Here is a 22,930-nt window from a genome sequence, read left to right as displayed (position 1 = left end):
TTGTAAATACACAATATCAAGATAATTAAGATACAGCAAAATCCGTGTATTGCCGTAGTTCAGCAGGATGAAAACCCAAAACAATATCTTCGCGCAAGATACCTGCTTCTAATAATGCCTCTGCCACTGGAACAGAAGTACCATCATATTGAATCCACACTTTATCATTAATAATATCTATATGTACCACAGAACCATGTACTCGGCGCACGCCATCCCAACCGATATGTAACACTTCGTAGTGGTCTCGCTCCGAGTCAATGACTGCTTCTGTCTCTATTTGACCGTTAGCAGGCTTGTGACCAGCATAGTCAAATATCAACTGACGAATAATTTCACGATACCGAGCTAGCTTATCCATTTGATAATCCTTTCTAGTTGCTCGTCAAAGACAATTAGGTTTATTCCTATACTATGAAGAATTAGCTGACCAAAGCGTTCGGAAAATATACCTTCATAAACTCGCTTGGGAACTGCTAAATAAAGTTGGCGTTTTGGTTGTAGTTCTTTAAGCACACTGCGATAAACTTCATACTGTCCTACAGCTTCCTGGAGATCATTCACGGGAGAAGGACTCAGAAAACTTTTGATTTCAACAGCTATTTTTTGATTGTCTCTCTCAGCAGCAATAGTAACTCTTTCTGCTCCAATATCTACGTAAAGTTCTCTACCTCCGTATGCAAGGTATAATGGATCGTTGGTTATTGTCCAACCATCTGCTATGAGTGCTTTAATGACTGCGGCGTGGTAGATGTCTCTGGCTGGCATTAGTCAAAAGATAGTTCCAAAAACACAGCTTTAATCTAGCAAAGTTATTTGACAGAGGCGCGATGTTACCATCTGGCGGCGAAAACTTAAATAAAGTCCTTTTCAACGCCTGGTAGGGTTCATAAAAAAGCGATCGCCCCATAAAACCAAAGTGCGATCGCTATTTATAATTCTTATGGGGCAGACACCTTGCCCACCTAAAATCTAAATATCTTTCTCGCTCAATTCACGAGTCATATAATCAAACGGCTCATCAACAAAGGCAGTATCTGCAACACCGTCCGCGGCTACTTGAGCCTTCACCAAGTCCTTAAGAATCTGGATACCATAAACAGTGGGACCAATGGGTACACTTAAAGAATTGTAAGTTTCTCTTAGCCCTTGCAGTACGCGCTCATCCAATACATTCATGTTGCCAGCAACCAACGCATAGGTCGCATAGCGCAGGTAGTAGTCCATATCTCGTAGACAAGCGGCATAACGACGAGTAGTGTAGGCATTGCCGCCTGGACGAATCAACTCTGGCTGTTCTTCAAATAACTTAGAACCAGCCTGTTTTACCAATGAAGCAGCATTTGAGTTAATAGCCGCCGCTGCTTTTACTCGTGCTGTACCACTTTCAAAATAAGATTTAAGGCTATCAATTGCATTCCGGTCAAAATACCGACCAGCAACGTCATAATTCTTAATCAAGCTTGTAACTGCATCGCGCATTCCTTCTTCTCCCAATCATTACTATCTATGGTTTGATATTAATTTGGCTGCACTTATGCACCCGTAAATTTTTGTGCCATTTAAAATAGATGCGGCACAAAAACAATTCATCCGCTATTTAAGGATTCTATGCCAAAGTTGTCCCCTAATGAGATGAACTTTAAGTTTTGTGCAGATGTTGGGGAAAAGGTTAATATAACCTGTAATCCGGATAAGCTGTAACAAAAACTACAAAATCCTCTAATGTCTAGGATTTATGATATTTCAGGTGTGTCATCAACAACTTGGTTCAGATCATCTGGGTTAGGATGCTTTGGAAGATTATGATTTTATGTTAGGAAATTGGTAGAGAAGGAGTAACAATGACAACCCCACAAGAAGTCTTGAAAATGATTCAAGACCAAAAAATTCAGATGATTGATCTGAAATTCATCGATACACCTGGTACTTGGCAGCACCTCACCGTGTACCACAATCAAATCGATGAAAGTTCCTTCTCTGATGGCGTAGCCTTCGACGGTTCCAGCATTCGGGGTTGGAAAGGCATCGAAGAATCAGACATGATGATGGTACTCGATGCCAACACTGCTTGGATCGACCCCTTCATGAAAGAGCCAACGCTCAGTATAGTTTGTAGTATTAAAGAACCCCGCACGGGCGAATGGTACAGCCGTTGTCCCCGTGTGATTGCTCAAAAAGCAATAGACTACCTAGTTTCTACTGGCATTGGTGACACAGCTTTCTTTGGTCCTGAAGCTGAATTCTTTATCTTTGATGATGTCCGTTTTGACCAAAATGCCCACGAAGGTTACTATCATGTAGACTCTGTGGAAGGTCGCTGGAATTCTGGTAAGAAAGAAAGCCCCAATTTGGGTTACAAACCACGCTTCAAAGAAGGTTATTTCCCAGTATCGCCAACGGATAGCTTCCAAGATATTCGTACAGAGATGCTATTAACGATGGCAGATTGTGGCGTACCTATTGAAAAACAACACCACGAAGTTGCTACTGGTGGTCAGTGCGAACTAGGCTTCAAGTTTGGTAAGTTGATTGAAGCTGCTGACTGGCTGATGACTTACAAATATGTCATCAAGAACGTTGCTAAGAAATATGGCAAAACAGTCACCTTCATGCCAAAACCCATTTTTGGCGATAACGGTTCTGGGATGCACTGTCACCAGTCCATCTGGAAAGATGGCAAACCCTTATTTGCAGGTGATAAGTATGCTGGTTTGAGTGAAATGGGACTTTACTACATTGGTGGTATCCTCAAGCACGCACCAGCACTTTTGGCTATTACCAACCCCACAACTAACTCTTACAAACGTCTAGTACCTGGCTATGAAGCACCAGTGAACTTGGCTTACTCTCAAGGTAACCGTTCTGCTTCTGTGCGGATTCCTCTATCTGGCGATAACCCTAAAGCCAAGCGATTGGAATTCCGTTGTCCTGATGCAACTTCTAACCCCTACTTAGCATTCGCTGCTATGCTTTGTGCTGGTATCGATGGCATCAAGAACAAAATCCATCCTGGTGAACCCTTAGATAAGAATATTTATGAACTTTCTCCAGAAGAACTGGCGAAGGTTCCTTCAACTCCGGGTTCTCTGGATTTGGCATTGGAAGCACTAGAAAACGACCATACTTTCTTGACAGAAACAGGTGTTTTCTCAGAAGACTTCATTGAAAACTGGATCGACTACAAGCTAGCTAACGAAATTAAGCAGTTGCAGTTGCGTCCTCATCCTTATGAGTTTCATCTCTATTACGATTGCTAATTCTCAAAACTAGTGAATTAGTGAATTTTTTGCCACCCTATATAGGGTGGCTTTTTTTCACATCTTGTGTCACGTTCACAACCTAGGTTTACTGCAACTCTAAAATCCACAATCTAGATTGTTAGTCTAGACATTGGTTTGCTCAGATTTTCTTGGCAAGGCTAAAAACCTAGCTCATTGCAGCATGGCTGCTTTCATAAATCAACCGAGTTGTAGGATCTATCTTCCCTTGAATAGGATTCCAATATTCGGATATTTCTTCAGGAAGACCGAGTTCTTGTGCAGCACGCATCAGCATTGATTGTTGCCGATTCTTGACTTGCTTGTATTGCAGCATTGTTAGCGCACGGGATCTATCTTGAATAGACATAACACAGTCCTCCTTATGGTTTTAGTTAGTGATATATGCTTAACTATTTATCTCTTCATTTACTAAACTAACACACAATTCTGTAACCAATGTTACAAAATAAGGTTTTGTAATAAAAATTCATGTAAAGAAAATTGTAGTAGCGATTGTCCAAGGCAAATTAGTGAAAAATTGCCCCTAAACTAACAAAAAAGCAATAAATTGTGGTTATTTATGCTTTTGCTTCGTGTCATGCCGAAGAATAGTCATTTCCCCAGGTAGATCATTTTATTCGTTACAATTATTTACACTTAGAAAATTAAACTCATATATCTGGAGTAGGAAAATTGCTTGATTTTTGGCAACTAAGTGCTATTGCCAGTTACCATCAAACTAATATAGTTAACAAAAATTAACCCAACTATGACAGTTATTTATCCACGTAAATTTCAAAATTCCTTGAGTGCCAGGGATATTCTCCAACAGGTAGTTAGCGATCGCGAAATCCATCTTATTACCCTCAATCGCTACCGCTACAGCGAACAACGCAGCTGTAAAGATTTAACCGGGGTCATTGAACAACTCAATGGCAAACCAAAGGAACTGTTACAGGACTTATCTCACCACATCTGTGATGAAGCTCGTCATGCTATGTGGTTAACTGATTTGTTACTGGATTTAGGCGCTGACATCGGTACTCCCCCTGGAACTTCCTATATTGACGAATTTGATCGTTTGATAGATAAAGAATCCTTCAAGACGGAAAGTGACCGAGAAGATGGCATCATTGCTGCATTGGCAGCGATTAATGTCACCGAAAAACGGGGTTGTGAGTATTTTTCGGCTCACATATACGCCCTCAAACAAGCGCCACAAACAACAGAAAACATCAAAATTCGCGAAACCATTGCCAAAATTCTGCCAGAAGAAGCAGGACATGTGCGTTGGGGGAACCGTTGGCTAACAGAAATCGCTCGTAAAAGTCCAGAACACCAACAAAAAGTAGAGCAAGCTAAACAAAAGTATGCAGCTATTGAACAGGCGGCATTTGAATCGGGAATGGATATCACTTTAGGTGCAGAACTACGCCGGGTGACTCATCTCGTGGAAATAGCAAATACAATGCCACTTTGGGAACGGCCCCAGTATTTAATGGAACGCTTACCACAAACTTTGTTAGCACCTGAGTTGCAATTTACGAGGATTCGCGCTGCTCAAACAGCTTGGCAACGTGATCCGCAAACTTTTATGGAGAAATTTGTGCCAATGTTCCTCAACGGCATCAAGGGGATGGAAAATAACCGTCAAAAATCCAGCATGTAAAATACTAGACTTGTTGAACAATTGTGGTTAAGTTGAACATCAAGCTATATATTCCTTTACATCTAACGCACTTCGTGGTGAGAACTACGGCACGCTGTGCGTCTTTGCATGAAATTTTCACATATTAATTCAGCACAGCCAATCTGAACAATGCCATCTGAATTCAACTTCTTCCAAAACTGGTATCCTCTCTCACCCATTGAAGATATTGATCCCACCCGACCAACTCCAGTCACACTTTTAGGAATACGCCTAGTTATCTGGAAACCTCAATCATCTGAAAATTACCAAGTCTTTATAGATCAATGTCCCCATCGTCTCGCTCCATTAAGTGAAGGGCGTATTGATGAAAAAACTGGTAATTTAACCTGTAGCTATCATGGCTGGCAATTTGATTCTCAAGGCATCTGTACCCACATTCCCCAAGCAGAAAATCCAAAAATTGTTAGCAATAATCAAAACAATTTTTGTGTAATTTCACTCCCAGTTTGCCAAGCAAATGATTTACTTTGGGTTTGGCCCGACGCTAAATCGGCTGAAGAAGCTACCAATACACCATTACCACTTTCACCTCAAATCGATGCCAACAAAGGATTTGTCTGGTCTTCCTATGTGCGTGATTTGGAATATGACTGGCAAACTTTAGTTGAAAATATAGTAGATCCTAGTCACGTACCTTTTGCCCATCACGGCGTACAGGGTAAACGAGAATACGCTAGACCCATACCGATGGAAATTGTGCAAGCCACACCAAAGTTAATTGAAGGAATTACTTCCGGACGCTTCAAAACCACAATCACTTTTACCCCACCTTGTTATCTGGAGTATGATATCAACTTTGGCGACTCCGAGAAAAAAATGGGACTTGTAACTTACTGCATTCCTGTATCTCCAGGTAAGTCTCGCATTGTCGCTCAATTTCCCAGAAACTTTGCCAAAACACTCCATAGTTTTACACCACGCTGGTGGTCTCACATCAAAACTCGTAATCAGGTACTTGATGGAGACATGATTTTGCTACATCAGCAAGAAAATTTTCTTCAACAAAGACAGTCAGTTGAAAGCTGGAAAACTGCCTACAAACTACCTACAAGTGCTGACCGTTTGGTGATTGAGTTCCGCAACTGGTTTGATAAGTATTGTCACGGACAGCTACCTTGGAACGAAGTAGGAATTAGTGTGACCGAGAAAGCAAAAATCAATGATAACCGCGCTGTATTGCTGGATAGGTACACACAACATACCCTACTTTGTCATAGCTGTCGTAATGCACTTAAAGTTTTCCAACGCCTACAGTTAGGACTTTTGGTATACAGCATTATTACTGTAGCCGGAGTTGCTTTACTTCCTGATGCAGTCAGAATTAAAGTTGGTTTACCCCTGATGATTACAGCAGCATTAAGTATGGGTGCTTATGCTTGGCTAAAATTTTGGCTAATTCCGAAATTTTATTTTATAGATTATGTCCATGCCCAAAAATAAATTTTTGTTCGTAGTGAGCGATTTATCGCTCTCTTACAAAGTTTTACAGGGCTAGAGTCGCTGACGACAAACTTTTATTTTTTTGAATATTTGTAAACTACATATTAGTTAAAACATGCGAAATGACTTTAGCGATCGTGATGAATTAATAGCCTATATCCGCGAACAATTTCCCCAAGCAGCAGAACGCGATGACCAAATCAGTGAAACCATCGGGGGACGCAAAGCTGCTGTACAAGTACTGCAAAAAGTAAATCCAGTAGCTTACGCCAAAACACGAAACTTGTTAACAGGTGCTGTCACGCGACTTTCACCCTACATTCGTTATGGGGTTTTGAGTTTACGAGAAATTAAAGATTATGTCCTTGACCAAGTAGAAAACCCCCAAGATGCCAGTAAACTAATTAATGAATTGGGCTGGCGTGATTATTGGCAGAGGTTATATGGCAAGCTAGGTAATGATATTTGGCAAGACCAAGAAGAGTACAAAACTGGTTACGCCCCATCAGAATACGCGCCAAATTTACCACCAGACATCATAGAAGGTAGTACAGGAATGGTTTGTATTGATAGCTTCAGCCATGAATTACGGTCAACTGGTTATCTACACAATCATATCCGAATGTGGCTAGCCGCTTACACTGTCCATTGGCGACGCATTCGTTGGCAAGCTGGGGCTAAGTGGTTTCTCCAACATCTGTTAGATGGTGATCCTGCTAGTAATAATATGTCATGGCAATGGGTGGCTAGCACCTTTAGCCATAAACCCTATTTTTTCAACCGCGAAAATTTAGAACGTTACACCAAAGGTATTTATTGTCAAAAGTGTCCACTTTATGGTCATTGTGATTTTGAAGGTAGCTACGAAGAATTAGAACAGCAACTTTTTCCTAAAGGTGAATTTACAAAGAAACCTAACAGTCAAAGTTGGCAACGGGGGAAGAAAGGTAAAAGCTAAAACATGAGTCAACCAATTGTTTGGATACATGGAGACTGCCTCAGTCCTGACAATCCTGGACTACAAGAATATCCTGATGCACCAGCAATTTGGGTATGGGATGAAGCTTTGATTGAAGAATGGCAATTAAGTCTCAAACGTATTGCATTTATTTATGAATGTTTACTAGAGTTACCTGTTGTTATTCGCCGTGGTGATGTGGCACAAGAAATTTTAGCTTTTGCCCAAGAACATGATGCTGATTTAGTGGTGACAGCAGCTAGTCCTAGTCCTCGGTTTAATGATATCTGTGACAAAATTGAGCGTTCTTTAAAGCTAGAAGTGCTGGAGATAGAACCGTTTTTTGTATACGATGGCTACATCGACCTGAAGCGGTTTTCACGTTATTGGAAAGTTGCTGAAAAATATGTTTGGGAATAACTTAACGTAAGTTCAACGTTCGACGGATTTTAAAAACCTCGCTTCCATTCCTCTTCCCTACAAGGCTACGGTGTACAAACATCTCTGTACTGGGTGCAAAATTTGGGTTAAGGGGGGATCAAAACTTTGTGGGATTGGATTTCGGACTTATGTGTACACGTAGCCTTGGTAAGCAGCTGGGAGTGAGGTTATCAAATTTTTGTCCAGGTATTGACTGATTCATCTTGATGTTTCAGTTGTAAAATCTGTATGGCTGTAGGATCTGTATAAGGTTTAACGGTCTTATGCCTTTTAAACTCATTCCCACTGAATCATCCCATGCCACGAAAATTATCATCCCCATACAGTACCAATTCCACGGCATCACTGGCGCTTTCATCCCTCCATATCCGCCTAGAAGCCCTAGACAAAGAACATCAATGGCTTTTAAAACAAATTAAGAGAAAAAGGACTGAACTCAACAATTTTGTTGAACAAATGCGTTCTTTAGCCACAGATATATTTCATCGGTGTAGTCCTAGTTTCCAAAAAGTAGTAGATATTGACCGAGAAATTCATACTTTGTTTGCGGAAATTTTTACTGTCAGAAAGTTTGGTAAACAAAGCAAAAAAGATGTTGAAACAGTTTATTATCAACTCCAGTTAGCGGGAATTATCAGCCCCAAACCAAGAACTAATGAAGAAGATGAAGATGAAGATGCAGAATTAGATGACTTATTTGCAGATGATGAACAAGAAGATGGTTTTTTTGGCGAGACGAATCAAGAATATCATCACTATCAAACATCACAATCAGCACCAGATATTCCCGCTAAAAATAAATCAGATTCCGCACGCAAAATTCGCCAGACATTTTTGAGTTTAGCTGAAATATTTCACCCGGATAAAGTCAAAGATGACGAAACTCAAATGCGTCATACAGAAATCATGAAAGAAATCAACAAGGCTTACCAAGAAGGTGATTTGGCGAGATTATTGGAAATTGAACAGCAACATCAGGTGGGAAAATTAATTGATACTAATAGTGAGGATGACTTAACTAGTACATGCAATCGCATAGAGCAGCAAAATGAATTACTCAAAACTCAATATGAAAAATTGAAACAAGAATTGCGCTTGGTGAAAACTACTCCAGAAGGCGCAATGGTGTCTGATTGTCGTAAAGCTGTTAAAGAGGGAATAGATCCAATTACTCAGATGTTGGCACAAGTAGAATCTGAGATTGAGGTTATTACTGCTATCCGTGATTTTGTAAAGAAATTTCGAGAACAGAAAATGACTATCAAAGAATTCCTGGGTGGCCCGGAGGTGCTGCGTCACATGAATCGGCAAACTATGGAAGATATGCTGGAAGAGATGTTTGCTGAGTTAAATGAAATAATATTTTAAATCAACAATTAACAGGGAACCAAAATAAATACTGCTTGTTCCCTGTTTTCGCCAAGAAGCTTGGTAAGCAATAGATGATCAGCCGCGCAGAAAACTAGACACTGAATTATGTCACAGCAAAAAATATTACTGAAATCAGGTACTTTATGGACAAGTGTCAAACAAACAACTGAACACGCTTTAAAATGCGGGGCGTTGCTATCAATACCAACAAAATTTGAATTTGTTGAGCAAGATGGGGTGAACTTCTTGGTACGTATTTTATCCAACCTAGAACGCAAGGATGCAGCCAAGCAGCAACAGCAGAAAAAAAACACTTCTACTCAGGAATTTAATCCCTTTCTTCCCTATGAAGAGGATTTATTTGTGGCAGATATTTCTGATACTCATGTCTGTATTTTGAATAAATTCAATGTTGTTGACTATCACTTGTTAATCATTACCCGTGCTTTTGAAGAACAAGAAAGTTTACTTACTTTAGAAGACTTTACAGCTATGTGGGTATGTTTAGCTGATTTTGATGGCTTGGCATTCTACAACAGCGGTAAGATTTCTGGAGCCAGCCAGCGACACAAGCATTTACAATTAGTACCTTTACCATTAGCACCATCAGGGATGCAAACACCTATGGAATTGTTACTTAAATCAGCCAAATTTACCAACGCGATCGCAACTATACCAGAACTGCCTTTTGTACACGCTTTTGCATTACTAGATCCCCATTGGGCCCAGTCGCCGCTTGTAGCCGCAGCTAAGACTTTGGAGCTTTACTACAGTTTATTAAGTAGTGTGGGTTTAAATATAGTCAACAGCAATCAATTATCTGCTGCTTACAATCTTTTAGCTACAAAAGAATGGATGATGATTGTACCGCGATCGCAGGAACATTTTGCTTCAATTTCTGTAAACTCTTTAGGATTTGCGGGTGCATTGCTGGTACGTAACGAACAAGAAATGCAAATCCTCAAAAACCAAGGGCCGATGAATATCCTCAAGCAAGTTGCTTTCCCAACCTCGCCATAGCGCGCAAAACAACACTTTCCCCTGTTTTTTAGGGTTTTCTGGACTTTATATCATGACGCGAAAACAAAGTTTTCAATTTTTCGGTAAAAGTACTTGACAAGTCGAAAGAAAATAGAGAAAATAACAAAGTTGCCAATCAAGGGACTGTAGTTCAATTGGTTAGAGCACCGCCCTGTCACGGCGGAAGTTGCGGGTTCGAGCCCCGTCAGTCCCGTTCTAACTTAGATTAATAGTGATTCATACATTCCTTAGCTTTTTCATTGAGGCAGGGAGTGGTGAGTAGGGAGTAGGTAATCAAAGGCAGGAGTGCAGGGTGCAGAGGGGAAGTTTCCCAATCCCCGCTCTTTATTTTTGACTTACCCGAAAGGGTTTCCCCAGTCCCCCGAATTGCAAATTGCTATAAGCTAATTGATCATGCTTCGTGAAAGAGAGAATTAACTGTGACTGTTAGAGTCCGTATTGCACCGAGTCCAACTGGTAATTTACATATTGGTACAGCCAGAACCGCTGTATTTAACTGGTTATTTGCCCGCCACCACGGTGGGAAATTTATTCTGAGAATTGAAGATACAGATTTAGAGCGATCGCGTCCCGAATACACAGAAAACATTCTGGCTGGTTTGAGTTGGTTGGGGCTGAACTGGGATGAAGGGCCGTTCTTTCAATCCCAACGCCTAGATATGTATAGAGAAGCGGTAGAAAAACTTCTAGAACAAGGATTGGCTTATCGCTGCTACACTACCTCAGAAGAACTAGACCTATTACGGGAAACCCAAAAAGCTAAAGGTGAAGCTCCCCGTTACGATAACCGTCACCGCAACCTCACACCAGAACAAGAAGCAGCTTACAAAGCCGAAGGACGTAGCTTTGTGATTCGCTTCAAAATCGACGATGCACGAGAAATCGTCTGGAATGACCTGGTACGGGGAAAAATGTCATGGAGAGGTAGCGATTTAGGCGGTGATATGGTCATTGCTCGCGCCTCAGAAACAGGTACTGGTCAACCACTGTACAACTTTGTCGTTGTGGTGGATGACATAGACATGCAAATTACCCATGTCATCCGGGGAGAAGACCACATAGCCAACACCGCCAAGCAAATTCTGTTATATGAAGCCTTTGGTGCTAAAATTCCCGAATTTGCCCACACACCCCTAATTTTGAACATGGAAGGGCGCAAGCTTTCCAAACGAGATGGAGTCACTTCTATTTCTGATTTTCAGAAAATGGGCTTTACATCTGAAGGCTTGGTAAATTATATGACATTGCTGGGTTGGTCTCCACCAGAGTCAACTGAAGAAATATTCACCTTAGAAACCGCAGCCAAAGAATTTACCTTTGAGCGTGTAAATAAAGCCGGGGCTAAATTCGACTGGGCCAAACTAGATTGGTTGAATAGTCAGTATATCCACAATATGCCCACAGATAAACTGACAGATCTAGTTATACCCTTTTGGCAAGCAGCCGGATTTACCTTTGCAGGAGGAAGAGAACGCCCCTGGTTAGAACAGTTAGTCACTTTAATGAGCCAGAGTTTGGCTCGTCTGACAGATGCTGTAGAAATGAGCAAACTGTTTTTTAGCGAAACAGTAGAATTGACTGAAGAAGGTAGCCAACAACTCCAACAAGAAGGTTCCGCTGTAGCTCTAAAAGCAATTCTCACAGCATTAGAAAATCAGCCCCAACTGTCAGAAGCAACAGCCCAAGAAATCATCAAACAGGTAGTCAAAGAGCAAAAATTGAAAAAAGGACTAGTCATGCGATCGCTCCGCGCCGCCTTAACCGGTGATGTTCATGGCCCCGATCTCATTCAATCCTGGTTACTCCTAAATCAGATTGGTTTAGACAAGCCACGTTTGCATCAGGCGATCTCTTGATGTAGGGAATAGGGACAGGGGACAAGAACCAAAATATTTTTTTCATCCCCTCATCCCCCTCATCTCTAAAGTTACACAAAACTGTTGGCCATTTACTAATGAATCATCTTCATTGCGAATCTAAAATAGGTAGTTAATTTCTCTCATTCTGGGAACTTGGTGTGTAAAAATCGTGTCTTGCAAAACACTGAGATACTTATATAATCGCAATGTCGAAAACAGTACTAAATAAAGGTATAAAATTATCGTTGATGATAGTTATGGTCAGCGTTACAGCAGCCATTCATGCCATCGCTAATGCTCAAGAATCGTCACCAATATTTGGAGATATTACTATTGATCGTCAATTTTCTCCAGACCCTTTGACAGTTCGGGGGATGAGTGGCGGTTCAGTACCTGGGAAACAAATTGCTGGTAGATCGGAAACACCTACTGGCCCATGTACTGGATTCGTAGATGAAACACCAGGACATACATTGAAATTAAAAAGTGCATTTGAATACCTGAAGTTGCTAGTACAAAGCCCTCAGGACACCACCATAATCATTAAAGGCCCTGGCGGAACTTGGTGCAATGACGATTTTGAAGGCAAAAATCCGGGAATCGTTGGTGAATGGCTCCCTGGAGACTACCAAGTTTGGGTGGGTTCATATCAACAAGGCAAGTATTTTCCTTACACTTTGCAAATTACAGAAGTTAAGTAGGGATTGGGGAACTCGGGGCCCCTCTGGGAATAAGGGACAAAAGGGGCAATGGGGATTGGGATATCAGGTGGATGTTTTACAACTGCTCACTCAGAATTTTTTTACGTGATCCAAAAATGCTGCAATGACGTGGGAATAGTTATTGCAGGAATTTGGCTTGTGTTGCCATCTGCTTGTACCTTCTCTTATTGTGCAATGTTGTATTAAAATTAAGTTAACTTTAATTAAGATTCTTGTTGGTATCGCCGTAATGCTTTATCGGCTACAGGGTGATTCACGATCAAAGATCAAATTAAACAAAATGGATTTATAAACGTCCGTTGCACATTTAATCTAGTAACAAGGTGATAAACATCAGTTACTAGAGAGAGATTGTTAATTGTATTGGCATCTAGAGGCAAATTAAAATGAAATTCTCCTGGAGAGTCTTAGTACTCTGGACATTGCCGGCTCTGGTAATTGGCTTTTTCTTCTGGCAAGGGGCCTTTGCTGGCGCTCCTGCTGATATGAGTAGAAATGCAGCCAATACCCGCATGACTTATGGCCGCTTTTTAGAATACTTGGACGCTAACCGTGTCACCAGTGTGGATCTTTATGAAGGCGGGAGAACGGCAATTGTCGAAGCCCGCGATCAAGATATTGAAAACCGTTCTCAGCGCTGGCGGGTAGATTTGCCGATTAATTCTCCTGAGTTAATTAGCAAGCTCAAAGAAAAACACATTAGTTTTGATGCCCACCCCATGCGTAATGATGGCGCTATCTGGGGATTATTGGGGAATCTCATTTTTCCAATTTTATTGATTACTGGATTGTTCTTTTTATTCCGTCGTTCTAGCAACCTTCCCGGTGGGCCAGGTCAAGCCATGAACTTTGGCAAATCTAAGGCGCGCTTCCAAATGGAGGCAAAAACTGGAGTCAAGTTTGACGACGTAGCAGGTATTGAAGAAGCTAAAGAAGAACTGCAAGAAGTCGTTACCTTCCTCAAACAGCCAGAAAGATTTACTGCTGTAGGCGCACGTATTCCTAAAGGGGTGCTATTAATTGGGCCTCCGGGAACTGGTAAAACTTTACTTGCAAAAGCCATCGCCGGGGAAGCTGGCGTGCCTTTCTTCAGCATTTCCGGTTCGGAATTTGTGGAAATGTTTGTGGGTGTGGGTGCATCCCGCGTCCGCGATTTGTTTAAAAAAGCTAAAGACAACGCCCCTTGTATCATCTTCATCGATGAAATTGACGCTGTAGGAAGACAACGGGGTGCTGGTATCGGTGGCGGTAACGATGAACGGGAACAAACCCTGAACCAGTTACTCACCGAAATGGACGGATTTGAAGGTAACACAGGTATCATTATTATCGCTGCTACCAACCGTCCCGATGTACTCGACTCAGCATTGTTACGTCCCGGTCGTTTTGACCGCCAAGTAACTGTTGATGCACCAGATATCAAAGGGCGTTTGGAAGTTTTACAAGTCCATGCGCGTAATAAGAAGCTTGATACCAGTGTATCTTTGGAAGCGATCGCTCGCCGGACTCCTGGTTTTACCGGTGCTGATTTAGCTAACTTACTTAACGAAGCAGCTATTCTTACCGCTAGACGACGTAAAGAAGCCATTACCCTCAGGGAAATTGATGATGCGGTAGACCGGGTAGTGGCGGGTATGGAAGGTACTCCTTTGGTAGATAGTAAGAGTAAGCGCTTGATTGCCTACCATGAAATAGGACACGCTTTAGTGGGGACATTGTTAAAAAACCATGACCCTGTACAAAAAGTGACACTAATTCCACGGGGACAAGCCCAAGGTTTGACTTGGTTTACTCCCAACGAAGAACAAGGATTAATTTCTCGTTCTCAACTCAAAGCCAGAATTACCGGTGCTTTGGGCGGTCGCGCCGCTGAAGAAGTGGTATTTGGCCCGGCTGAAGTAACTACTGGTGCTGGTGGAGACTTACAACAGTTATCGGCAATGGCGAGACAAATGGTGACCCGATTCGGGATGTCCAACTTAGGGCCGCTATCGCTAGAAAGCCAACAGGCAGAAGTATTCTTGGGTCGTGACTGGATGAGTAAATCTGATTACTCAGAATCTATTGCCGCCCGCATTGATGGTCAAGTCCGCGAAATCGTGGAAGAGTGCTATGAAAATGCTAAGAAAATTATGCGTGATCATCGTACTGCCTGCGATCGCTTAGTTGATTTGCTCATCGAAAAAGAAACCATTGACGGCGAAGAATTCCGTCAAATTGTCGCTGAATATGCTGAAGTGCCTGAAAAAGCACAGTATGTCCCCCAACTGTAATATTTGATTTTTTCCAGGCTCCGGTCTGGAAATCCACTAACAAATAATAAATCAACTGAGGATGTCTTATACCATCCTCATTTTTATTTCCGCGCAGCGGTACGGGCCCTTTCAAATTTGGCAACAGAGCAATAAAGCCCTCGCTATCAAAAAAAGTTATCTTACATTTAACGTAAGTTCGATTAACCTCTCCCCAACCCCTCTTTGACGCGGAAAGGGGCTTAAATATCCTGAATTACCAACGAAAAATTAAGCTTTTAAAGCCTCTAACGCCACTTGCTACAAGTCGGCAAAGCCTCCCAACGCAGTGGCTCCTCCTTGCAGGGGGAATGGAAGCGGGGTTTTTAAAATTCGTCGAACTGACGTTACATTTAACGTAGATTAAATTTTGGTAGGTTGAAAAAATTAGATGACATTACCTCAACCAAAAGTCCCGATAAATTCCCAACTTTATGACCAAGATTTTTATCTATGGCTAGAGACGACAGCGCAACAACTAAAAGCAGGCAAATTTGCTGAAGTTGATTTAGCCAATCTCATTGAAGAAATTGAATGCATGGGGAGAAGTGAAAAAAGAGCATTAGAGAGCAATTTAGTTGTGTTATTAATGCACTTACTAAAACATAAATATCAGCCAGAAAAACGCACCAATAGTTGGCTTTCGACTATATTTGAGCATCGGCGCCGATTAAATAAAAATTTGCAAGATAGTCCAAGTTTAAAAAATTACTTTTCCGAAACCTTTGGAGAATGTTATCAAGATGCACGTCAACAAGCAGCATTAGAAACCGGTTTATCACTTGATACCTTTCCTGTGGAATCTCCTTTCACTGCTGATGAATGCTTGCAGCAAGATTTTTTATCTGAGTAGTTGAACACCGAAGCCTGATTTTTGCATAAGTTGGGAGACAACGCCGTGGGAGTGTTCCCCGACTTGTAACAAGTGACAAAGCGACTTGCCGCGAGGCCACCCAACAGACAAAAATCTTGGTATTGTTGGGTTTTACTCTGTACTCCTACGGGAAACAAGCTACAACCCAACTTTGTATATTAACTAATTACTAAATGGCGGTAATTCGTTAACAATGGTAAAGCGAATGTGATTAATTGCTAAGTCACCAAGAGGGATATCATCTTTAGTCAACCTGACACCTTGACTGCTCAAAGTTTCAAAGGAAATACCTTTACCAATTTCAATGTGATACCAGCATAAGCCCATAAAAAAGCGTGTAGGATATGGGCCACCGTGACCCACATCATCAGGATTAGATTCCATTGGTAGCCAGCCGAAGCCGGGAATGTAAAACTCTAACCAAACATGATTAAAGTCTGGTTGTAAGGGCACTCCTTGGTGTTCGCTATGGGGAGGACATTTATATCTACCGACGGTGCGACAGGGAATGCCATTTAAGCGACATAAAGCTAGTAAAACGCCAACATATTCGCCACAGGAACCGACACCTCGTTCTAAGACCAAATCTGGGGTGTCAATGTAAGGCTTAATGCCATAAGACAACTCGTCATAAACGTAGTTGCGAATGTTGTACATTTTTCGCAGCACATTGGTTTCCGAACCAATAGCCTCATGGGCTGCACGACGGACGATGGTTGTATCCATTGCCAAATCGTCATCATCAACTAGGTAGCGCTCTTGAAATTCTGGTGATAGTTCAGGAATATGTTCTACATCTCTAGGTGTAATGCGATACTTAATTCCGCGAACTTCTAACAGGGCTTTCCAACCAAAGATATGTCTTTCGCCGGGAGTGAGGGCATCAAATTTAAAGACTGCTACACGTTGCCCATCAATGACTTCTTCGGTAAAAGGCATACCAATGGGTTCAATATGTTTCACCTGTTGACGTTCAGTTTCTGATGGTAGGGCAATGCGCCATTCTACCTCTGGCAAATACACCTCTTCTAAAGGGGCAATTTCCTCAGCATAGGACATTTCAATCAGGTAGCCGTTAGAGAGGGCGTAGTGCTTATCTGGATTGTGATGATAATGCAGCGGATGAATAAAAGTGCGATCGCGGTAAGTTAATTCATGATTCGGGTCAGCATTGGGATTATCCCGAATATAAGGCTCATCTGAGGCATAAGCGACAAACAGTGTTTCTTTACCTGTTTCATTATTGGTATGGATGGCAATGCCGGTAGGAGAGTCAAATGGCGTGAGGACACTAAATTGAATTTCCCCTGTAGCCCTATCCATCGCGTAAACTGTTTGCTCAGTGCGATCGCAAACCCAAAGGATATCTTGACTCACTGCCAAATTTTCTATACCCACTCCAGGTGCATAAAATCTAGTGATTTCTTTGCGGGTTTCGCGATCAAAAATGAGAATAGATCCGAGCTTCTGGCAGCTAACGTAAACTGTCGATTCCCAAACAGTAACGCCATCAGCAGCGTAAGGCAAGGTGGCAAAATGCTCTAGACCTAAAGACGAGAGCTTAGACAAGTAAACACTGTTTTCACGCGTTACCCACAATGAATCTGACCACACTGCTAAACCTGTAACTTCACTAAATTCCTTTACCTGGTGAGGATTGAGGATTTTGCTATTGTCAGAGGTGGGATCAATTTCCAGTAAATGCCCTTTAGGAGTATCAATGGCAAGTAGCGTATCTTTGATGAAAGCAATGCCACATAATGCGGCAGCTGTTAGCGGTCGAATTGTCCTTTGACCAAACATCTGGCTAGCAATCAAACTAGGGAGTGCAAAACTTATATTACGCATATTTATTTAACGGTTTAGCACGCCTAAAATTTTTTTTGGCGTATACTTTGTCATCCACCCAGTGAATTTTATAGTTCACTATCTTGAATAAAATGTCTAGAAAAATACTATGCATTAAGTAATAGTACATAAATAGAAGGAAAAAATATCAGCAAGTTACTGGCATCACAGCCCTGAATGTAACTTTAGTTGATGCTTTTCCCGTCATTCCTCAATTATGATCGAATTTTGTAACCATTTCCTCTGTCATACACAATGTCTGCTAATTCGTTGCCTGTTCACGAAGCATCTCCATCAGGAGAAGATCCCGCCGTTTGGCATAGTTTGGAAGTTGATAAAGCACTAAACCTGCTTGATAGTAACGCAGACGGTGGCTTAACATCTCCAGAAGTGCAACAACGGGTGCAAAAATATGGCCCCAATGAACTAGAAGAAAATGAAGGTCGCAGCGCTTGGGAAATTTTACTAGATCAGTTCAAGAACATTATGTTGTTGATGCTGATTGCCGTAGCTTTCATTTCCGGGTTTTTAGACTTCATTGCCTGGCAAGCGGGAGAATTTAAGCTAGGTGAAGTGCCATTTAAAGATACAATCGCAATTCTGGCTATCGTCATTCTCAATGGCGTACTTGGCTATGTCCAAGAAGCCAGGGCAGAGAAAGCTTTAGCTGCACTGAAAAAACTGTCTTCTCCTTTAGTGCGAGTCCTCCGTAACGGCAAATTGATGGAGATAGCAGGCAAGGAACTGGTACCAGGAGATGTGATGTTGCTGGAAGCCGGGATGCAGATAGCAGCAGACGGACGCTTGATTGAACAATCGAATTTACAAGTGCGGGAGTCAGCACTAACAGGGGAAGCGGCATCTGTAAACAAGCAAGCAAGTTTATTATTGCCTGAAGAAACATCATTAGGCGATCGCCTGAATTTAGTCTTTCAAGGCACAGAAGTCGTCCAAGGACGAGCCAAGGTATTGGTGACAAACACTGGGATGCAAACGGAACTTGGTAGAATTGCCACCATGTTGCAGTCAGTGGAAAATGAACCGACTCCTTTACAGCAACGGATGACCCAACTAGGTAATGTCCTGGTGACAGGTTCTTTGGTTCTCGTTGCTTTTGTTGTGGTTGGTGGGATTATTCAAGCCAGAGGTTTTAGCAACCTCCGAGATTTGCTAGAAATTTCCTTAAGTATGGCAGTGGCTGTAGTTCCCGAAGGTTTACCAGCAGTAATTACCGTCACTTTGGCATTAGGAACCCAGCGCATGGTACGTCACCATGCTTTGATTCGTAAGCTACCAGCAGTAGAAACTTTGGGTTCTGTAACTACTATCTGTTCTGACAAGACTGGCACCCTCACCCAAAACAAAATGGTGGTGCAATCAGTTTATGCCAATAATAATGCTTTTCGGGTCACTGGAGAAGGTTATGCTCCCACAGGCGATTTTCAATTAAATAGTCAAACAATCTCCGTAGAAGATTATCCAGCAATCTCCGCTTTGCTTGTAGCCTGTGCCGTCTGTAATGACTCGGTGCTACAAAAAGAAAAAGGTGAATGGGCAATTTTGGGAGACCCCACCGAAGGTGCATTGGTAACTCTGGCAGGTAAAGCCGGAATTGAAAAAGACCAATGGCACAGCAAATTACCCCGCATTGGCGAATTTCCCTTTTCGTCAGAACGCAAGCGGATGAGTGTAATTTGTCAAGTTGAAGAAGTTACCACGGGTGAAGCATCTTTAACAGCCGTTGATCCAATAATTGCTAGCTGCTTACAATCTGATAGCTTGAGTGGTGCATCCACACCTTATTTAATGTTTACCAAAGGTTCACCAGAACTAACCTTGGCGCGTTGTACTCAGATTCATTTGGGTGATCACTCAGATCCATTAACTGATGCACAACGCCAAAAGATTTTGGCAGAAAATGACCAGATGGCCAGTAAAGGTTTGCGGGTACTCGGTTTTGCCTACAAACCCTTAGAAGAAATTCCCCCGGAAGGGTCAGATGAGACATCGGAGACGAATTTAGTCTGGCTAGGCTTGGTGGGAATGTTGGATGCCCCGCGCCCAGAGGTGAGGGCAGCAGTACAAGAGTGTCGTGAGGCAGGCATTCGCCCCATCATGATTACAGGCGATCACCAATTAACTGCCCAAGCGATCGCCTTTGATTTGGGAATTGCCCAGGAAGGTGATAGAGTCCTCACAGGCCAAGAATTACAGCGGATGAGTACCCAGGAACTAGAGCAAAATGTTGACCTGGTAAGCATCTATGCTAGGGTTGCCCCAGAACACAAACTGCGAATTGTCCAAGCACTACAACGTCGGGGCCGATTTGTAGCCATGACCGGTGATGGTGTTAATGATGCCCCAGCCTTAAAACAAGCTGACATTGGCATTGCCATGGGCATCACTGGCACAGATGTGAGTAAAGAAGCTAGTGATATGGTGCTACTGGATGACAACTTTGCAACCATTGTCGCCGCTACTAAAGAAGGCAGAGTTGTCTACACCAATATTCGCCGCTTTATTAAATACATCCTCGGTAGTAACATTGGCGAAGTCCTCACCATTGCCTCAGCCCCACTTCTCGGACTGGGAGGTGTTCCCTTGACACCATTACAAATTCTCTGGATGAACTTAGTCACAGACGGTTTACCAGCCTTAGCATTAGCTGTGGAACCCCCAGAACCAGATGTCATGAAGCGCCCGCCTTTTAATCCCCGTGAAAGTATTTTTGCCAGGGGGTTAGGTTCTTACATGATTCGCATCGGGATTATCTTTGCCGTCATTTCAATTTTATTGATGCTGTGGGCTTACAATCACGTCCAGTTGGTAACCGGGCCAGGACTCGATCCGCAACGGTGGAAAACAATGGTATTTACTTCCTTATGTGTCGCCCAAATGGGTCATGCGATCGCTATTCGTTCTAACAACCGACTCACCATAGAGATGAATCCCTTCTCTAATCCTTTTGTCCTGGGGGCCGTGATTGTGACGACGCTTTTGCAACTCATGTTAATTTACGTCCCACCTCTACGAGCTTTCTTTGGTCTGCAATGGCTACCACTGAACGAATTAGCCATCTGTTTTGGTTTCAGTTCCTTAATGTTTGTCTGGGTTGAATTGGAAAAATTATTCTTCCGCTTTATGGGCAAGAAGAGTGTGTAAATGAATGAGGGAGTGAGGGGAGAAGAAGCAGGGGGGCAGGGGGCAGGGAGCAGGGGGAAAAAACTTCTAGCTATGACCAACATTTTCCCTATTGCCTTGTCCCCTTGTCCCCTTATCCCCTTCCAGAGGAGGCCCGATTTTCCCAATCCCTTATGTATCTAAAAAACCTACACCTGAGACATTTTCGTAACTACCAAGACCAGAAGGTTGAGTTTACTGCTGCCAAAACAATTTTGGTAGGTAATAATGCTCAGGGAAAATCTAATTTGTTGGAGGCTGTGGAGTTACTGGCAACATTGCGATCGCATCGGATGGGGCGCGATCGCGATTTCGTTCAAGAAGGTGAGGATATAGCTCAAATTCATGCCACTCTAGAACGACAAGCTGGTACCCATGATTTAACTCTCACTCTCCGTCGCAATGGTCGTCGGACTGTGGCTATCAATGGCGAATCTGTGCGCCGACAAATAGATTTTCTGGGGATGCTGAATGCGGTGCAGTTTTCTAGTTTGGATTTAGACTTGGTGCGGGGTGGCCCTGATCATCGTCGTAACTGGCTCGATACACTGTTAATTCAACTAGAACCGATTTATGCTCACATTTTGCAGCAATATAACCAAGTATTACGCCAGCGCAATGCTTTTTTAAAGCAAAATCAAGACTCAGCACTTAAGACTCAGCAATCAGCACTTGCTATTTGGGATGCTCAATTAGTTACTACTGGTACTAAAGTAATTAGAAGACGCGATCGCGCTCTTCAAAGACTCGCTCCCATCGCTGCGGCTTGGCACGCTAGTATTAGCGGTAGTACCGAAGTCTTGCAAATCAATTATTTGCCTAGTGTACCTTTAGCGCAAAACCAACCAGAAGTTATACAACAAGCTTTTTTAACCAAAATTCAACAACGATCTGCCGCCGAACTCTCCCGAGGTACTACCCTTGTCGGCCCCCATCGTGACGAAGTAGAATTAATTATTAATCAAACGCCTGCACGTCAATACGGTTCTCAAGGTCAGCAACGAACCCTAGTACTAGCTCTCAAATTAGCAGAATTACAACTAATTGAAGACGTTGTTCAAGAGCCGCCACTGCTCTTACTTGATGATGTCCTAGCTGAGTTAGATCCGTCCCGTCAAAATCAATTACTTGATGCTATTCAAGACCGTTTTCAAACTCTGATCACTACCACTCACTTGAGTTCTTTTGATGCCCAGTGGTTGAATTCTTCGCAAATTCTGTTTGTTAAATCAGGGGAAATATTATCGGGGTTAGGGACTAGGGACTAGGGAGATTTTAGATTGCTATCCAAAATTTGTTGCCTCATCCCCGCTTATAATTATCTGAATTTATGCTCAAAAAAAATCATGTTATAGATAAGAATGAGATTGCCTCACTAGGTGCATCCCTGCGAGAAATTGAGCAAAAGCTACTTAAACCAGGTCATCAAGCAGGTAATACTAAAATTTGGTTTCAGGGTGAGGAACCTTATTTTGATATTTTTTTTGAATGCAACAATGATGAAATATTATGGTTTCAATTTACATTAAGAGGTAAATCTCTTTCTTGGGATAAAAGAAAACCAGAATGGCAAACTGGTACTACTAACGAATTATGTCTGAATGATGTTGGCTTTTATGCAGCTACTAAAACAATTGATAATGATCATCAACCAGATTGGGATTTTATTTATTTAGTTAAATCAATTCTGGAAACTAGAGCAAAAGAACCAATTTTTGTTCGGGCTTTGGCATTGTTTAAATAATGCTACCTACATATTTCAGTTTGTCAATTCAGGGGACTTAAAGGTTGTAAATCATAACATAATTTACACACATTGATGATTATTATTTAAGCCGAAAATTATTCACACCTTTGGTGAAGTATATCTTATACTAATTTTTACTAAAAGTTTATTTTATATTGCCATAGGAATTACGTAACCCTAACTT

Annotated in this window: 19 protein-coding genes and 1 tRNA gene; 15 read left to right on the top strand and 5 right to left on the bottom strand. The window is 42.1% G+C overall.

Annotated elements, in window-relative coordinates; all coding sequences use genetic code 11:
* Positions 1-25: 25 nt before the first annotated feature.
* The 3 genes from ACM0OT_RS12170 to apcB form a co-directional block, all read right to left on the bottom strand.
* Positions 26-361 (bottom strand): XisI protein, encoded by a 336-nt coding sequence (locus ACM0OT_RS12170; RefSeq protein WP_414564592.1) that lies wholly within the window; start codon positions 359-361, stop codon positions 26-28.
* Complete coding sequence (locus ACM0OT_RS12165) at positions 349-768, bottom strand: element excision factor XisH family protein (protein WP_414564591.1); 420 nt, start codon at positions 766-768, stop codon at positions 349-351. Before ACM0OT_RS12165 ends, ACM0OT_RS12170 begins: the two co-directional genes overlap by 13 nt.
* A gap of 204 nt (positions 769-972) precedes the next feature.
* On the bottom strand, positions 973-1,482 hold the full coding sequence (gene apcB, locus ACM0OT_RS12160; RefSeq protein ID WP_414545029.1) for an allophycocyanin subunit beta: 510 nt from the start codon (positions 1,480-1,482) through the stop codon (positions 973-975).
* Positions 1,483-1,844: 362 nt separating this feature from the next.
* Between apcB and glnA the strand changes: the two genes are divergently transcribed.
* Positions 1,845-3,260, top strand: coding sequence for a type I glutamate--ammonia ligase (gene glnA / locus ACM0OT_RS12155; protein ID WP_414564590.1), 1,416 nt, complete (start codon positions 1,845-1,847; stop codon positions 3,258-3,260).
* Positions 3,261-3,429: 169 nt separating this feature from the next.
* On the opposite strand, the gene ACM0OT_RS12150 is transcribed toward glnA, so the two are convergent.
* Positions 3,430-3,630, bottom strand: a complete 201-nt coding sequence (locus ACM0OT_RS12150) for a hypothetical protein (protein ID WP_414564589.1) — start codon at positions 3,628-3,630, stop codon at positions 3,430-3,432.
* A gap of 402 nt (positions 3,631-4,032) precedes the next feature.
* Here ACM0OT_RS12150 and ACM0OT_RS12145 point away from each other — a divergent pair, with 402 nt between their 5' ends.
* The 11 genes from ACM0OT_RS12145 to ACM0OT_RS12095 all read left to right on the top strand — a co-directional run bounded on the left by ACM0OT_RS12145 (position 4,033) and on the right by ACM0OT_RS12095 (position 15,950).
* Positions 4,033-4,932, top strand: a complete 900-nt coding sequence (locus ACM0OT_RS12145; RefSeq protein ID WP_414564588.1) for a ferritin-like domain-containing protein — start codon at positions 4,033-4,035, stop codon at positions 4,930-4,932.
* Between the two features lie 150 nt (positions 4,933-5,082).
* Positions 5,083-6,414, top strand: coding sequence for a Rieske 2Fe-2S domain-containing protein (locus ACM0OT_RS12140; protein ID WP_414564587.1), 1,332 nt, complete (start codon positions 5,083-5,085; stop codon positions 6,412-6,414).
* Between the two features lie 115 nt (positions 6,415-6,529).
* Positions 6,530-7,372, top strand: a complete 843-nt coding sequence (locus tag ACM0OT_RS12135; RefSeq protein WP_414564586.1) for an FAD-binding domain-containing protein — start codon at positions 6,530-6,532, stop codon at positions 7,370-7,372.
* A 3-nt stretch (positions 7,373-7,375) separates the two neighbouring features.
* The gene (locus tag ACM0OT_RS12130) at positions 7,376-7,792 is read left to right on the top strand and encodes a hypothetical protein (protein ID WP_414564585.1); all 417 of its coding nucleotides are present in this window, start codon (positions 7,376-7,378) and stop codon (positions 7,790-7,792) included.
* Between the two features lie 318 nt (positions 7,793-8,110).
* A complete protein-coding gene (locus ACM0OT_RS12125) occupies positions 8,111-9,181 on the top strand; it encodes a molecular chaperone DnaJ (RefSeq protein ID WP_414564584.1) in 1,071 nt (356 codons plus the stop codon).
* 108 nt (positions 9,182-9,289) lie between these two features.
* Positions 9,290-10,204: an ATP adenylyltransferase family protein gene (locus ACM0OT_RS12120; RefSeq protein ID WP_414564583.1), complete on the top strand. Its 915-nt coding sequence runs from the start codon at positions 9,290-9,292 to the stop codon at positions 10,202-10,204.
* A gap of 140 nt (positions 10,205-10,344) precedes the next feature.
* Positions 10,345-10,418, top strand: a tRNA-Asp gene (locus tag ACM0OT_RS12115).
* 226 nt (positions 10,419-10,644) lie between these two features.
* Positions 10,645-12,081, top strand: a complete 1,437-nt coding sequence (gene gltX, locus ACM0OT_RS12110) for a glutamate--tRNA ligase (protein ID WP_414564582.1) — start codon at positions 10,645-10,647, stop codon at positions 12,079-12,081.
* Positions 12,082-12,290: 209 nt separating this feature from the next.
* On the top strand, positions 12,291-12,785 hold the full coding sequence (locus tag ACM0OT_RS12105) for a hypothetical protein (protein WP_414564581.1): 495 nt from the start codon (positions 12,291-12,293) through the stop codon (positions 12,783-12,785).
* 407 nt (positions 12,786-13,192) lie between these two features.
* Positions 13,193-15,079, top strand: coding sequence for an ATP-dependent zinc metalloprotease FtsH2 (ftsH2, locus tag ACM0OT_RS12100; RefSeq protein WP_414564580.1), 1,887 nt, complete (start codon positions 13,193-13,195; stop codon positions 15,077-15,079).
* Positions 15,080-15,488: 409 nt separating this feature from the next.
* Positions 15,489-15,950: a DUF29 domain-containing protein gene (locus tag ACM0OT_RS12095; protein ID WP_414564579.1), complete on the top strand. Its 462-nt coding sequence runs from the start codon at positions 15,489-15,491 to the stop codon at positions 15,948-15,950.
* Between the two features lie 183 nt (positions 15,951-16,133).
* Here ACM0OT_RS12095 and ACM0OT_RS12090 read toward each other — a convergent pair whose 3' ends face one another.
* Positions 16,134-17,819, bottom strand: coding sequence for a transglutaminase domain-containing protein (locus ACM0OT_RS12090; protein ID WP_414564578.1), 1,686 nt, complete (start codon positions 17,817-17,819; stop codon positions 16,134-16,136).
* A gap of 255 nt (positions 17,820-18,074) precedes the next feature.
* Here ACM0OT_RS12090 and ACM0OT_RS12085 point away from each other — a divergent pair, with 255 nt between their 5' ends.
* The 3 genes from ACM0OT_RS12085 (at position 18,075) to ACM0OT_RS12075 (ending at position 22,743) form a co-directional block, all read left to right on the top strand.
* A complete protein-coding gene (locus tag ACM0OT_RS12085; protein ID WP_414564577.1) occupies positions 18,075-20,981 on the top strand; it encodes a cation-translocating P-type ATPase in 2,907 nt (968 codons plus the stop codon).
* Between the two features lie 152 nt (positions 20,982-21,133).
* On the top strand, positions 21,134-22,267 hold the full coding sequence (gene recF, locus ACM0OT_RS12080; protein WP_414564576.1) for a DNA replication/repair protein RecF: 1,134 nt from the start codon (positions 21,134-21,136) through the stop codon (positions 22,265-22,267).
* 62 nt (positions 22,268-22,329) lie between these two features.
* Positions 22,330-22,743 (top strand): hypothetical protein, encoded by a 414-nt coding sequence (locus ACM0OT_RS12075; protein WP_414564575.1) that lies wholly within the window; start codon positions 22,330-22,332, stop codon positions 22,741-22,743.
* The last annotated feature ends 187 nt before the right edge of the window (positions 22,744-22,930 follow it).

This window comes from Anabaena sp. CCY 9613, from assembly GCF_963920895.1.
Classification (GTDB): domain Bacteria; phylum Cyanobacteriota; class Cyanobacteriia; order Cyanobacteriales; family Nostocaceae; genus Cyanocohniella.
This window is presented reverse-complemented; position numbering and strand designations above follow the sequence as displayed.